This window comes from Actinocorallia sp. B10E7 (assembly GCF_039871655.1).
Taxonomy (GTDB): domain Bacteria; phylum Actinomycetota; class Actinomycetes; order Streptosporangiales; family Streptosporangiaceae; genus Actinocorallia.
Map to the genome: position 1 here is coordinate 590001 of NZ_JBDPLZ010000005.1, position 13470 is coordinate 603470.

Annotated in this window: 13 protein-coding genes; 7 read left to right on the forward strand and 6 right to left on the reverse strand. The window is 70.8% G+C overall.

Annotated elements, in window-relative coordinates; translation table 11 throughout:
• Window positions 1–41: 41 nt before the first annotated feature.
• Window positions 42–1049, reverse strand: a complete 1008-nt coding sequence (locus ABGB12_RS20615; protein WP_347680270.1) for a LacI family DNA-binding transcriptional regulator — start codon at window positions 1047–1049, stop codon at window positions 42–44.
• 101 nt (window positions 1050–1150) lie between these two features.
• On the opposite strand from ABGB12_RS20615, the gene ABGB12_RS20620 reads away from it, so the two are divergent.
• A complete protein-coding gene (locus ABGB12_RS20620; RefSeq protein WP_347680272.1) occupies window positions 1151–2917 on the forward strand; it encodes an amidohydrolase in 1767 nt (588 codons plus the stop codon).
• A 334-nt stretch (window positions 2918–3251) separates the two neighbouring features.
• Here ABGB12_RS20620 and ABGB12_RS20625 read toward each other — a convergent pair whose 3' ends face one another.
• Both ABGB12_RS20625 and ABGB12_RS20630 read right to left on the reverse strand, forming a co-directional pair.
• On the reverse strand, window positions 3252–3377 hold the full coding sequence (locus ABGB12_RS20625; RefSeq protein ID WP_347680274.1) for a hypothetical protein: 126 nt from the start codon (window positions 3375–3377) through the stop codon (window positions 3252–3254).
• Between the two features lie 822 nt (window positions 3378–4199).
• Window positions 4200–5597, reverse strand: coding sequence for a TIGR04141 family sporadically distributed protein (locus ABGB12_RS20630; protein WP_347680276.1), 1398 nt, complete (start codon window positions 5595–5597; stop codon window positions 4200–4202).
• Between the two features lie 131 nt (window positions 5598–5728).
• Here ABGB12_RS20630 and ABGB12_RS20635 point away from each other — a divergent pair, with 131 nt between their 5' ends.
• The gene (locus ABGB12_RS20635) at window positions 5729–6646 is read left to right on the forward strand and encodes a hypothetical protein (protein WP_347680278.1); all 918 of its coding nucleotides are present in this window, start codon (window positions 5729–5731) and stop codon (window positions 6644–6646) included.
• A 24-nt stretch (window positions 6647–6670) separates the two neighbouring features.
• On the opposite strand, the gene ABGB12_RS20640 is transcribed toward ABGB12_RS20635, so the two are convergent.
• Both ABGB12_RS20640 and ABGB12_RS20645 read right to left on the reverse strand, forming a co-directional pair.
• A complete protein-coding gene (locus ABGB12_RS20640) occupies window positions 6671–7183 on the reverse strand; it encodes a GNAT family N-acetyltransferase (RefSeq protein ID WP_347680280.1) in 513 nt (170 codons plus the stop codon).
• Between the two features lie 144 nt (window positions 7184–7327).
• Window positions 7328–7492, reverse strand: coding sequence for a hypothetical protein (locus tag ABGB12_RS20645; protein WP_347680282.1), 165 nt, complete (start codon window positions 7490–7492; stop codon window positions 7328–7330).
• A gap of 68 nt (window positions 7493–7560) precedes the next feature.
• Here ABGB12_RS20645 and ABGB12_RS20650 point away from each other — a divergent pair, with 68 nt between their 5' ends.
• The 5 genes from ABGB12_RS20650 (at window position 7561) to ABGB12_RS20670 (ending at window position 12461) form a co-directional block, all read left to right on the forward strand.
• The gene (locus ABGB12_RS20650; RefSeq protein WP_347680284.1) at window positions 7561–8340 is read left to right on the forward strand and encodes an ABC transporter ATP-binding protein; all 780 of its coding nucleotides are present in this window, start codon (window positions 7561–7563) and stop codon (window positions 8338–8340) included.
• Window positions 8337–9146, forward strand: coding sequence for an ABC transporter ATP-binding protein (locus tag ABGB12_RS20655; protein WP_347680286.1), 810 nt, complete (start codon window positions 8337–8339; stop codon window positions 9144–9146). Before ABGB12_RS20650 ends, ABGB12_RS20655 begins: the two co-directional genes overlap by 4 nt.
• A complete protein-coding gene (locus tag ABGB12_RS20660; RefSeq protein WP_347680288.1) occupies window positions 9143–10027 on the forward strand; it encodes a branched-chain amino acid ABC transporter permease in 885 nt (294 codons plus the stop codon). The genes ABGB12_RS20655 and ABGB12_RS20660 overlap by 4 nt, the downstream gene beginning before the upstream one ends.
• A complete protein-coding gene (locus ABGB12_RS20665; protein WP_347680290.1) occupies window positions 10020–11144 on the forward strand; it encodes a branched-chain amino acid ABC transporter permease in 1125 nt (374 codons plus the stop codon). Before ABGB12_RS20660 ends, ABGB12_RS20665 begins: the two co-directional genes overlap by 8 nt.
• 102 nt (window positions 11145–11246) lie before the next feature.
• Window positions 11247–12461, forward strand: a complete 1215-nt coding sequence (locus ABGB12_RS20670; RefSeq protein WP_347680292.1) for an ABC transporter substrate-binding protein — start codon at window positions 11247–11249, stop codon at window positions 12459–12461.
• Window positions 12462–12529: 68 nt separating this feature from the next.
• On the opposite strand, the gene ABGB12_RS20675 is transcribed toward ABGB12_RS20670, so the two are convergent.
• Window positions 12530–13468, reverse strand: coding sequence for a 3-carboxyethylcatechol 2,3-dioxygenase (locus ABGB12_RS20675; protein WP_347680294.1), 939 nt, complete (start codon window positions 13466–13468; stop codon window positions 12530–12532).
• Window positions 13469–13470: the final 2 nt, after the last annotated feature.

Sequence of the window (13470 nt, forward strand, 5' to 3'; positions counted from 1 at the left end):
TCACGGGCCCGTCAGCCGCCCGAAACCCGTTGGGGGCGGCTCTATCCGCCGGTCTTCTCCGCCGGGCCGGTCTCGCGCCTCGATGAGGACTCCCGGACGGTGAGGCGCGTGGGCAAACCGGGATGGACGGAGGCGGGGAAGCCCGACAGGGTGTCGGCCAGGGCCGTGACGGCCAGGGCGACCGTGTCGGTGGGGAATAGGGAGAGCGTGGTGACCGGAGGGGCGGTCCAGGCGTAGGACGGGTCCTCGCTGCACGTCGCGATCAGAACGTCGTCCGGGACGCGCAGGCCGAGGTCGCGGGCGGCGGCCAAGGCGCCGCGGCCGAGACCGTCGATGAGGCCGTAAACGGCGTCGGCGCCGGCCCGCAGGACCCGCTCGGCCGCCGCGCGGCCCTCGGGGTCGTCCGCGTCGATCGCGTCGATCAGCGGATCCGGGACGAGGGCCCGGTAGGTCTCGGCGCAGGTGCGGGTCCACAGGTCGGTACCGTAGGCCGTCACCAGGGCGATCCTGGTCGCGTTCTGGTCGCGCAGGTGCCGGATGACCTGCTCGGTGGCCGCCGCGTGATCGTTGTCGACCCAGGAGTCACGCGGTCCGAGCGACCAGGGCCGGCCGTCGAAGGCGATCGGGATGCCGCGGTCGCGCAGGATCGGGATGGCGGGATCGTCCTGTGGGCTGTCGAGCAGGATCACCCCGTCGACCGCCAGGGCCTGCCATTCCGGTTCGGTCAAGGTCGCGGGCAGGATGGTCAGGGCGTAGCCGTGGCGGTGCGCGGTGGCCGTCGCAGCGGTGATCAGCTGGGTGTAGAAGGCGACCTCGCTGAAGTTCCACTCATGCGGGCCGTAGGTCGTGACGCCCAGTGCCAGCATCCCGGTGCGGCCGGTGCGCAGCGCCCGGCCCGCCACGTTCGGCCGGTAGCCGAGGCGTTCGGCCGCCTCCCGCACGCGGCGGCGGGTGGCTTCGGAGACCCGGCCGGTACCGTTGAGGGCGTTGGAGACGGTCGCAGTCGAGACCTCGGCCGCCCTGGCCACATCGAAGATCGTCGCCGGCATGACGACATACTACGGAATTCGTTGCCAGAGGGACATTTATCTAAGGAATCCGAACGTTTCGGGCGGTTGTGATTAAAGGATTAATCAACCAGTCTCGCCACATGCGAATCCGGACAACCCTCACAGGCGGCGCCATGCTGGCGCTCGGTCTCACCACACCCGCGACCGCCGCGTCCACCGCAACCGCCGCCGACCTGGTCCTGCGGCACGGCTCGGTCGAGGTGGGCAAGGCGGGCAGGCGGGCGCAGGCCGTCGCCGTGCGCAAGGGTGTGATCGTCTATGTCGGCACCAACGCGGGCGTCAAGAAGTACATCGGCAAGAAGACCAAGGTCGTCAACCTGCGCGGTCGGACCCTGATGCCGGGTATCCAGGACGGGCACGTCCACCTCACGCCCAAGCTGGCGGTCTGCGACCTGAACTACCAGTACCTGACCGTTCCGGAGACGCAGGCCCTCATCCAGAAGTGCCTGGACGACGACAAGGCCAAGGGCAAGACGGACAAAGACTGGCTCACTGTGCTCAACTGGGACCTGCCGGGCATGAAGCCCGCCGGGACCGTGCCCGACAAGGCCATCCTCGACGCCCTGAACACCGGGCGGCCGATCTACGTGTTCTCCGACGACGGCCACAACGCCCTGGTCAACAGCCGGGCCCTCGAGCTGGCCGGGATCACCAAGGCCACCAAGGACCCCGAGGGCGGAGTGATCGTCCGAGACGCGAACGGCGAGCCGACAGGCTACCTCAAGGAGGACACCGCGATCGACCTGGTCCGTACCAAGATCCCGCCGGCGCCGCTGGCCGAACGCGTCGAGGGGCTGCGGACCACCCTGGCCCACGTCACCGCCAACGGCCTGACCGCCTACCAGCCGCAGATGCTCACCGAGTCCGACCTGCAGGCCTGGAAGTACCTCGCCGACCGGCGCGAACTGCCGGGCCGGGTCGTCGGCTCGCTCGGCCTCGACGCCAACGCCGCCTACGCCGACCTGCCCGGCACCCTGAAGAGGATCAAGGCGCTCAAGAAGAAGTACGAGGGCCCCAACTTCAAGATCAACGCTGTGGGCGAGATCTTCGTCGACGGCGTCATCGAGTACCCCAACCAGACCGCGCTGCTGCTCAAGCCGTATCTGGTGAAGAACTCCAAGGGCAAGTGGGTGCCCGGCAAGACCCGCGGCCCGGTCCGCATCACCCAGGCGCGTCTGAACAAGGTCGTCGCGGCGCTCGACAAGGCCCGCTGGCAGATCCACGCCCACGCGATCGGCGACGGCGCGGTCCGCGAGGCCCTCAACGCCTACGCCTACGCGCGCGACAAGAACGGCAGCCACGGGCAGCGCCACCTCATCGCCCACGCCCAGCTCGTCGACCCGGCCGACTACAAGCGCTTCAAGCGACTCAACGTGACCGCCTCGATCGCCACCCAGTGGGCCGAGAAGGACCCGTACACGATGGACGCGCTCAAGCCGTTCATCGGCGTCAAGCGGTGGAAGCGGCTGTACCCGTGGCACTCGCTGCTCAAGGCGGACGCGCGCCTCGCCAACGGCTCGGACTTCCCGGTCGACGCGCTCAACCCGATGCGGCAACTGGAGGCGGCCGTCACCCGGACCGCCGAGTCCACCGAGGGCAACAAGAACTACAAGGGGCCCCTCAACGCGGCCGAGCGGATCACCCTGTCGCAGGCGATCCAGATCCACACCTTCAACACCGCCTACCTGCTCGGCCTGGAGAAGAAGACCGGCTCGATCGAGGTCGGCAGGCGGTTCGACGTGATCGTCCTCTCCGGCAACCTGCGCAAGGTGAAGATCACCAAGATCGGCGACCTGACCGTCAAGGCCACCCTGGTCGGCGGCGAACTGAAGGCGGGCAAGCTCTGACCCGGTCCCCTTGAACCACGAGAACCCGGTCGATCGTCTGCTCGTGTTCGCGTACGCCCGCAACAGCAACCCGATCCGAACCGAGGTTCCCCCTGGTCAGCGGACAAGCCGCTCATGAGGGCCAGGTCACTGGTTACGGAATCGCCACCTGGAGCGGTTTCGCCGACGATGCCTTCACCGTACGAGACCCTCTTGCCGCGGCACGAGACGCTGCTGGAAGCTCTGACATTCACTTGAAGGCGATCCAGTTGCCCATAAGCCTCGTGCATATAGCCCCTGTCGCCGAAGCCCTTCGTAGCGTCGGCTCTGTCGTAGAGGCGGCCGAGGCGGGACTTCAGGTGTGGGCCTCCGCGCCGCTGAGCGGCGGCGAGCTCACCGACATGGTCACCGGGGGCTTGGCCGCTTTGATCAGCCCCGGCTCGTCCCCCGTCGAGGCGGCCTTGTCCGTGGTGGCCTCCACACCGGGTCTCACCGGTGCCTTGCTCTCGGCTTCGACTGCGGCACACTGGCGGGACGCTCTCACGGCGTTCCGCCGTCCACCGATCACACCGACCCGTCTCCGGGAGGTCTGCCGTGTTCTTCGAGCCTGACGATTCGGCCGTGCGAGACCGGATGCACGTTGCCTTCGCCGACGCGGCGACACGACTCATCTGCGTTCCCGCCTTCGGAACGGCCGTGGCCTGGGGCCATGGCGGCAGAACGCTCGGCAAGGAGGTCGAAGACGTTTCCGGACGTGCGTGGCTCCGGGTGATGGAAGCGTCGGCGGGCAAAGCCGGCGGCAAACTCCGGGTGGGCACGGAGACCGCCGCCGTGGTGCTGCCCGATGAGATCCCAAGACCCCGGCTGCTCCGCTCCGCCGAGTGGGAACGGGATGAGTACGCCTACCGTGCCGAACTCAGCTCCTATGTGCTGGATCCTCCCTGCTCGTCTTCTCCTGATCTCACCGAGCCCGTAGCCTTGCCCGACGCTCACTGGCCCCGAACTCACCATCCTGGACTGGGAAGGATTCGGTCCTGCCCCCCACGGCTTCGGTGCCGCGCATCTCCACGCCTACACCCTGCCCGTCCCGGAGCTGGCCGCACAGGTCCGGGAGACCTTCTCGGAGGTCCTGGACACGCCGGACGGTCGGCTCGCTGAGATCACTGTGGCGGCGATCCTCCTGCAAACGGCCGACCGCGACCCCGTCCACGCTCGCCTCGCTCCTTACGTGAGAGCCCATGTTCGGTCTCTGCTGACCACTTCCCAGAACCGCGGGCACGGTTCACCTCGGGAAGGCTCGGGCTCAGGCCTGGGGTACGGCGATGACCTCGACGTCAACGCCGTAGCGGCGAAGCGTCTCGCAGGTGGAGGCGAGCGCTTTCCCGGTCTTGAGCATGATCGCAAAGATGATCTTCTTTGGAACGGTGTCGGGAGGGACGGTCCTGGTCCCGCCCGACACCGAGGCGACGAGCTCGGCGAAGGAGGTACGGGCCTCGGCGCGCAGGTGGAGAGCCTCAGTGGAGACGAGTGCCTGCATGAACTGGTGGCTGAGCGGGGCGGACCGGTCGGCGGGCTTGACGTGAATCATCTCGCCTTCCGGGCCGATCACATGCTCGCAGTTGTCGAAGATCAGCAGCGTCGGCCGGTCGCCGAGCGCGGTCTCGAGCCTTTCGACGGGCCCGAGCCGTTCCCCGGACGGCAGGACGCCCGCCTCGCGCAACCCGAGCGCGCCCATCACGACGCGGGCCAGGGTGTTCTGCCCCTCTCCGGCGGAGACCGCCGCGAAGTCCGCGAACGTGCCGCCGGACCGTGCTCCCGCCTCGATCGCCAGCCGTGTCTTGCCGGCTCCGCCCGGCTCGATCAGGGTGACCAGCCGCGCGTCGTCGAGCAGGGACCCGATCCGCGCGAGGTCGTCGGCCCGGCCGACGAAACTGGTGAACTGGGCCGGCACCCGCGCCTTGACCGGCTCGGGCCCGGACGCGGGTTCCGGCTCGCCCCGCAGGATCGCCAGGTGGACGTCCGACAACTCGGCCGAGGGGTCGGTGCCCAGTTCGTCGGCGAGCATCCGCCGGGTCCGTTCGTACAGCTCCAGCGCCTCGTCCTGGCGTCCCGAGCCGTACAGGGCGCGCATCAGCAGCGCCCGCGGCCGTTCCCGCAGCGGGTGGGCCTCGGCGAGTTCCCGCAGCGGCGCGACGAGTTCCCGGTGCTCTCCCAGTTCGAGCCGGGCGGCGGCCCTGTCCTCGACCGCGGTGGCCCGCGCCTCCTCGAACCGCACGGCCTGGTCGCGGGCCTCCGGCACGTCGGCCAGCGCCGGTCCGCGCCACAACCGGAGCGCCTCTTCCAGCAGGGCGGCTTTTTCGGCGGCTCCCAGCCCGGAGGCATCGGCGACCAGCCGCCGGAACCGGTGCGCGTCCACAGCCTGTGGATCGACGGCCAGCCGGTATCCGCCGGCCGACGACTCGACCTCGGCGATCCCCTTCAGCACTCGCCGCAGCCGCGACACCTGCGACTGGAGCGCGTTGCCCGCCCCCGCCGGCGGCTCGTCCCCGTACAGCCCGTCGATGAGGAGCTCGGGAGAGACGACCTTGCCCGCGTTGAGCAGCAGCAGCGCCAGCAGCGCCCGCACCCGCGGCCCCCCGACCGAGACGGGCGTCCCTTGATCGTCCCAGACCTGGACCGTCCCCAGAATGCCGAAGCGCATGTCCGGATTCTCTCCCGAGCAGAGCCGGGGAGGGGAGACGAAACCTGCGATCTCGTGAGCAAGGGGACGGGGAGGCGGGTCGGGACGCTCCTCCCTGTCGCCCGGGACGGCGCTCTGGGAGATTCGCCTCCATGAGGCTTCCGATCTTCAAAGCGCTGGTCGGCGTTCTCCTGCTGGCGTCCACGGCGTGCGAACCGCTCTCCGAGCAGGACGGCGGGTACGGGAATCCGGAGCGCACGCCTCTCTGGGTGGCGCTCGACGAGGCGCGCCTCGACGGACCCGGACGGCATCATGTGGAGTACCTGGACCTCGCCAAGCTGAGAATCCTGAAGGAGAAGCACCCCGGAAGGTTCTCCCGCCTGGCGGAAATCGGAGTGGGAGAAGCGCTCCGGCGTTCAGATGACACGGGAATCCCTCTCAAGACCGCGTCTTCCGCCGCTCTCTTCGGCAGACCTCCCGCCCAGGCCGGTCTGCTTCGGGGCCGGTTCGACGTCGACGGCATCGCCCTCTCCCTGAACCGGCTCGGCTACACCCGGAACCAGCAGGTGTGGCAGCGGGCCGAGCAGGACGGCCTCTCCGTGGTGGAACCCGGCGAGGACCTCGTCACCTATGCCGGTTCGCTTCAGACGCACGAGCAGGTGAGACCGCCCTCCAAGGTTCCCAGGCTCAGCGGCAGCACGCCGCACCGAGCCGTCTCCTGGTGCCTCGGCTGGCCGCTCGCCGCCGTCCTGACGGAACCCGGGTCCCCTGGAGAGGCCGACCTCATCGGTGCCGCGGCCAATGCCGTCGAAGCGGAGTTCGCCGACGGAGCGGACTTCACCGAGGCGCTCTGCTATCACACGACCGGCGACCCCGAAGCCCTGGCGGAGCGCCTGCGCACGGCGCTCCGCGAAGGAGCCTCCGCCCGCACCGGCAAGCCTTGGCGGGACCTGCTGCCCGGGGCCGAGGTGGAGGTCGGACAGGACGCGACCGTCCGCCTGTCCTTCCCCCAGACCGGTGACGTGGGCGTGCTCGTGGAGGCCCTGTCCCGGAACGACGTCCCCCTCTGACACCGGAGTCCTGGACCGGTGAACTCAGCGGTCGGGCGTTCCGCTCCGGCGGTACCGCGTCATCGGGCCGAGCACGCCGGGCACCGACTCGCCCGGCTCCATGCCGAGCCGCGCGACGAGCGCGGCCGACGCGTCGTTGCCACGGTCGACCTCGGCCATGACCTGGGGTAGGCGGAGCGTCTCCAACGCGTGCTCCACGACGGTCCGTGCCGCTTCGGCGGCGTAGCCCCGGCCCCACGCCGCCGGCACCAGGCTGATGATCATCTCTGGTCTGGAAGCGTCGTCTTCGAACGGCAGCAGCCCGACGGCGCCGAGCGGTTCACCCGCCTTCCGCATGATCCACAGCCCGTAACCGGACGAGGCGAAATTCCGCTCGCTGCCCTCGATGGACTCGAGGACCTCCGCCGACGAAGGCGCCTTCCCGTCGAACAGGAACCGCCGCACCCCGGGCTCTCGCCAGTGGGACAGCAGCCAGGCATGATCCGATGGGGCGACGGGCCGCAGCTCCAGCCGCTCCGTCACGAAGACCCGATCCATACCGTTCAGGCTAACCGCGCGTGGCAAGAGGTTTTCGTCTCCGGCACGTGACCGGAAAGGAGGCCGAAGACTCCAAGGTTCGGGGTCGGCCTGCAGGCCGAGAGGTGAGGCCGGTGCCGCTTCGGGCGCCGGCGGGGTGCTCGGCTACTCGACGTTCCGGGCGAGGATGCCCAGGGTGGCGTGGAGGCCGGCTTCGGGGATGACGGGGAAGACGCCCTTGTCGCGGTACGCCTCGTCGATCTGGCTCCAGTCGTAGTAATAGGCCGGGGTCGGACGGTCGTGTGCCGTAGAACGGAACGGCCAGGTCACCCTGTGACCGTCGTCACCTTACTTTCCAGGGCGAACAGCCATTCTCTCTGGGAAGCAGGGCAGCGAACATGCTGGAAGTGCGCGGCGTCAGCGTGCGCTATGGCCAGAGCGCACCCGCGCTCCGGTCCCTCGACCTCAAAGCCGGGCCGGGCCGGGTCACCGCCGTCGTCGGCGGCAACGGCGCCGGCAAGTCCACGCTCATGAAAGCCGTCTCCGGAGCGCTCGGCTTCGACTCCGGCCGGCTGGTGGAGGGCGAGATCCTCCTCGAAGGGAAGCCGGTCCACCGGCTGGGTCCGACGGCGCTGGTCCGCCGCGGCATCGCCCACGTGCCCGAGGGGCGGCGGGTCTTCGCCGACCTGACCGTGGAGGAGAACCTCCGCGCGGGCGCGGCCACCGTCAGGGGCCGCGTCCAGGAACGCCTCGACGAGGCGTACGGGATGTTCGAGGTCCTGGCCCGGCGCCGCCGCCAGCGGGCGGTGCTGCTGTCCGGCGGCGAGCAGCAGATGCTCGCGATCGCCAGGGGGCTGATGAGCGGGCCGCGCCTGCTGCTGCTGGACGAGCCGTCCCTGGGGCTGGCTCCCAAGGTCGTCGAGCGGATCGGCGAGATCATCTCCCTGATCCGTGAACAGGGCACCGGAGTCCTGGTCGTCGAGCAGAACGCGGCCATGGCCCTGTCCGTCGCCGATGACGGCTACGTCCTGGAGCAGGGAAGCGCCGTGCTGTCGGGCACCGCCGCGCAGCTGCGCGCGACCGACGAGGTGCAGCAGCTCTACCTGGGCGGCTCGGGGACGGCCGACGAGCTCCTGCAGTTCGCCGACCGCGCCCCCCTGCAGAGGTGGTCGGCATGAGCGTGCTCGCGCTGCGGGACATCTCCCTGCACTTCGGCGGCGTCCAGGCCCTGGACGGCCTCGGATTCACCGTGGAGCCCGGCACGGTGCACGCCCTGATCGGCCCCAACGGCGCGGGCAAGTCCTCGTGCTTCAACGTCATCAGCGGGCACTACCGCCCGGACCGGGGGACGGTCGTCTTCGGGGACGAGGACCTCACCCGCCTGCCCCCGCACGAGATCGCCCGGCGCGGCGTGGGCCGCGCCTTCCAGAACATCGCGCTGGCCCCCCACGAGACGGTGCTGGACAACCTGATGGTCGCCCGCCACCGGCTGACCCGGTCCGGTTTCGTCGCCGCCTCCCTGGGGCTGCCCCGCGTCCGGCGCGAGGAGCGGCTGCACCGCGAACGCGTCACGGAGATCGCCCGGTTCGTGGGCCTGGGCGACAAGCTCGACACCCCCGCAGGGGTGCTGGCCTACGGCGACCGCAAACGGGTCGAGCTCGCCCGCGCCCTCAGCAGCGAACCGGAGATCCTGCTGCTCGACGAGCCCGCCGCGGGAATGCCGGCCCACGAGAAGTGGGACATCGCCCACCTGGTCGTCAGCGTGCGCGACGCCCTGGGGATCTCGGTGCTGCTCGTCGAGCACGACATGCCGATGGTGATGGCGATCGCCGACCGGGTCACCGTCCTGGACTTCGGGCGCGGCATCGCCGACGGCACCCCGGCGGAGGTGCGCAGCTCCCCGGAGGTCATCGCCGCCTACCTCGGCGCCGAACCACGCGCCGAAGACCCCGAGGCCCCGCGGACACCGGAGGAGAAGTCATGAGGATCCTGCAGTCACTGCTGCTCGGCGTGTCGCTGGGCTCGATCTACGCCCTCCTCGCCCTGGGCTTCGTGGCGATCTACAAGGGCACCAAGGTGATCAACCTGGCGCACGGGTCGATCCTCCTGGCGGGCGCCTACACCGTCGCCATGCTCTCCCCGCACGTCGGCTTCCCCGCCGCGGCGGCGCTGGGGACCGCGGCGGCGGCGCTCTGCGCGGTCGTGGTCGAACGGCTGGTCGCGGCGGTCAGGACCGCCGACCACCTGGTACTGACGATCTTCACGATCGGCGTGGACCTGCTGCTGATCACCGAGCTCACCCGCCGGATCGGCTCCCGCGTCCTGACCATGGGCGACCCCTGGGGCGACCGGCGCGTCGAGCTCCTGGGCACGGTGCTGCCCCAGGCCCGGATCGCCGCGACCGCCGCGGGCGTCCTCATCATCGCCGGGTTCTTCCTGGTGTTCCGCAAGACGGACTTCGGCGTGCGGATGCGGGCCTCGGCCGACGACCCGAGGACCGCCGCGCTGATGGGCATCGACCAGCGTCGGGTCGCCCGCGCCTCCTGGGCCATCGGCGGTGCCCTGGCGTGCGTCGCGGGGGTGTTCCTCGCGGTCTTCCCCAACCCGGGCCTGGACCACACGGCGGGCCTCATCGCCCTCAACGCCATCCCGGCCGTCATCATCGGCGGCCTGGACTCCACCGAGGGCGCGGTCCTGGGCGGGCTGATCGTCGGGGTGACCCAGACGCTCGTCGACGGCAACGCCGCGTCCCTGCACTTCCTCGGCGAGGGGTTCGGCGGCGTCGCGCCGTACGTCGTCATGCTCCTCGTCCTGTTGTGGCGCCCGTCCGGGCTGCTGGGCTCCAAGGAGATGAACCGTGTCTGAGACGACCGTCCACCCGCAGGCCCCGGTACGGGCCGCCGAACCCGCCCCGGCCCCCGGCCGCACGGTCCGCGGCGGCCTGCTCCGGCGGATCGCGCCCTGGTCGCTCCTCCTGCCGCTGCCGGCCGTCCCGCTGTACCTGGACGGGTCCTGGCTCATCATCGGGATCCTGGGCATGGCCACCGCGGTCGGCGCGATCGGCCTGACCCTGCTGGTCGGCACCGCGGGCCAGCTCTCCCTGGCCCACTCCTTCTTCGTGGCGGTCGGCGCCTACACCTACGCCTACCTGGCGGGCGACCCGGGCTCCTCGGACGTGGGCGGCCTGGGCCTGCCCAGCATGCTCGCCGCCGTGGCCGCGGTCGCCGCCGCGGGCCTGGCCGGGCTGCTGTTCAGCCCCGTGTCGGCGCGGCTGAAGGGACTCTACCTCGGTGTCGCCTCCCTCGCCCTGGTGTTCATCGGCGAGCATGTGCTGAAGAACGCCTCCCCTGTCACCGGCGGGTACAACGGCCGCGCGGTGCCGCCGCTGGACGTCGCGGGCTTCGAGCTGAGCGGCGGATCACCCGACCTGTGGGTGCTGGGCGTCCAGTACGGCGGACGCGAACGCCTGTGGTACCTGGCCCTGGCCGTGCTGGCCGTGGCCGTGGTGGCCGCGGGCCGGGTCGCCCGCGGCAGGCCCGGCCGCGCGCTGCAGCTGATGCGCGACAACCCCGCCGCGGCGGGCTCGATGGGCGTTCCCGTGCACCGCTACAAGGCGGCGGTGTTCGCCTACTCGTCGGTGTTCGCGGGGGCGGCCGGAGTCCTGACCGCCCTGGCGTTCGAGTTCATCGTGCCGCAGTACTTCACCCTCCACCTGTCGATCACCTACCTGGCGATGGCGATCATCGGCGGGCTCGGCTCGGTGCGCGGCGCCGTGGCGGGCGGACTGTTCGTCACCGCGCTGCCGCTGCTGCTGGACCGCTTCGGCGGATCGCTGGGCTTCCTCGCGGAGGCGGGCTCCGGCGGACTCGACGCGGCCATGCTCGCCCGCTTCGTCTTCGGCGCTCTTCTCGTCCTCGTCCTCATCTGGGAGCCCGGAGGCCTCGCCGCGCTCGGACGCCGGCTCCGCCGCTCCCGTACCTGACCTCACCGCGACCCGGCCCCTTCCGGCCGTCTCCACCCCGGCCACCTCGGTGGCGTTCTCGTGAAAGGCCATGCAATGCCAGTCTCCCCCCTCCTCCGCGGGTTGATCACGGTCACGGCGCTCGCGCTGACGGCCACCGCCTGCTCCACCCGCGCACCCGGCTCCGAGCCCGGGGACGTCAAGACCGGCCAGGGCGTCACCGACAGCACCCTCACGCTCGGCGTCCTCAGCGACCTGTCCAACGTGTTCGGTCCCCTCGGCCAGACCCTGGTGCAGGGCAACGAGCTGTACTTCAAGCAGCGCAACGCCAACGGCGGGATCTGCGGACGCCAGGTGAGACTGGAGGTCCGCGACCACACCTACAACGTCCAGACGGCGGTCTCGCAGTTCTCCGAACTGGAGCCCGAGGTCCTGGGCTTCGTGCAGCTGCTCGGCTCGCCGGTGGTCTCGGCGCTGGCCCCGAAGCTGGCGAGCACGAAGGCCGTCACGCTCCCGGCCACCTGGTCCACCGACTGGCTGAAGAAGGACGGCCTGGTGGTCACCGGCAGCTCCTACCCCGTCGACATGGTCAACGGGATCCAGTACCTGCTCGACAAGGGCCTGATCAAGAAGGGCGACACCCTCGGCCACGTGTACTTCGAGGGCGACTACGGCTCCAACGCCCTGCGCGGCTCGCGGTACGCGGCCGAGAAGCTCGGCCTCACCGTCAAGGCCGTCCAGGTCGCCCCGTCCGCGACCGACCTGACCGCCCAGTTCAACGAGCTGCGCTCGGGCGGGGACCCGAAGGCGATCCTGGTCAGCGCGGGCCCCCGCCAGACGGCCTCGATCGCCGGGCTGGCCGGCGGATCGGGGCTGAAGGTCCCGATCCTGGCCAACGGCCCCGGTTTCGACCCCGCGCTGCTCAGCACGCCGGTGGGCGGCACGCTGGCCGACCACCTGTACGTGACCACCTCGTACGAGCCCTTCGCGGGCGAGAGCACCACGGCGAAGACCATCGCCGAGGACTACGGCAAGGCCTACCCGGACGGCAAGCCGACGATCTTCGTCAACTACGGCTACGCCACCGCCAGCGTCATGGGCCAGGCCCTGGACGCCGCGTGCGAGAAGGGGGACCTGACCCGCGACGGCCTGACCGAGGCCATGCGCTCCCTCACCGCGGTCGAGACCGGCGTCATGCCCACGATGAACCTCACCAGCGACGCCGCGTTCCCCTCGAACAGCTCCTACATCAACCGCGTCGACGCCAAGGTCCCCGGCGGCCTCGTCGTCGCGGAGGACCCGTTCGCCTCCGAGCCCGCCAAGTCGTTCACCGGCTGAAGCCCCTGAACGGTTCAGGCCCGTCCCACGCCGTGGTGGGACGGGCCTGACGGATTTTCGGCGGAGGGTCAGCGCAGCCGGGCGGTCGCCACGGCGAAGCCGGCGATCCACTCGGGAACGGGCTCGTAGAAGCGCGAGGTCATCTCGTAGGGGCCGAGGGCGTCCAGGGCGGCGAACGCGGCGATCCAGGTGCGGACCTCGTGGGCGGAGCCGCCGCCCTGCTCGCCCATCCACTGCACGGTCCAGGAGTCGAAGGCGGGCAGGTCGCCCTGTTCCAGGTGGTCCAGCAGCAGGTTGTCCCATTCGGGATTGAGCGGGATCATCCGGGAGGCGCCGACGGCGTAGTCGCGGCCGGCCTGGATGACGCGCTCCTCGCCTCTGGCCCGCTGCTCGGGGGTGGGCGGGCGGCCCTCGATCAACGCGTCGGCGACGCGCGGGGGAGCGCCCTCCAGCACCGGGACGGGCGGGTCGTGGGACAGGCCGCCCGAGCCGAGGAACAGCACGCGGCGGTCCAGGTCGGCGGCGGCCCGGCCGAGGGCGGCGCCCAGGGCCCTGACTCGGGAGACCGGGCCGAGCGGGGTGGCGACGCCGTTGACGAAGACCGGGACGACGGGCACCCGGTCGAGACCGCCGAACAGCACCTCCAGCGGCTGGGCGAAGCCGTGGTCGACCGTCATCCGGGCCGAGACGGCCAGGTCGACGCCGCGGTCCAGGACGCCTTCGGCCAGCGCCCTGGCGGCCTCGGCGTCGACCGACAGCGGGCCGGCCGAGGAGCCGAAGTCACCCACCGAGTGGGCCTCGGTGGCCAGGCAGAAGGGCGGCATCTCCCGGTAGAAGAAGCCGTTGTAGTGGTCCGGGGCGAAGAGCACGACCAGCTCGGGGTCGAACTCCGCGATGAAGGAGCGGGCGCCCTCGACGGCCTCGTCGACCCGGGCCAGGACCTTCGGCGCGGGGTCGTTCTTGCCGATGAGGGGGGAGTGGGAGAGCCCGACGGCTGCGGCGTTCATGA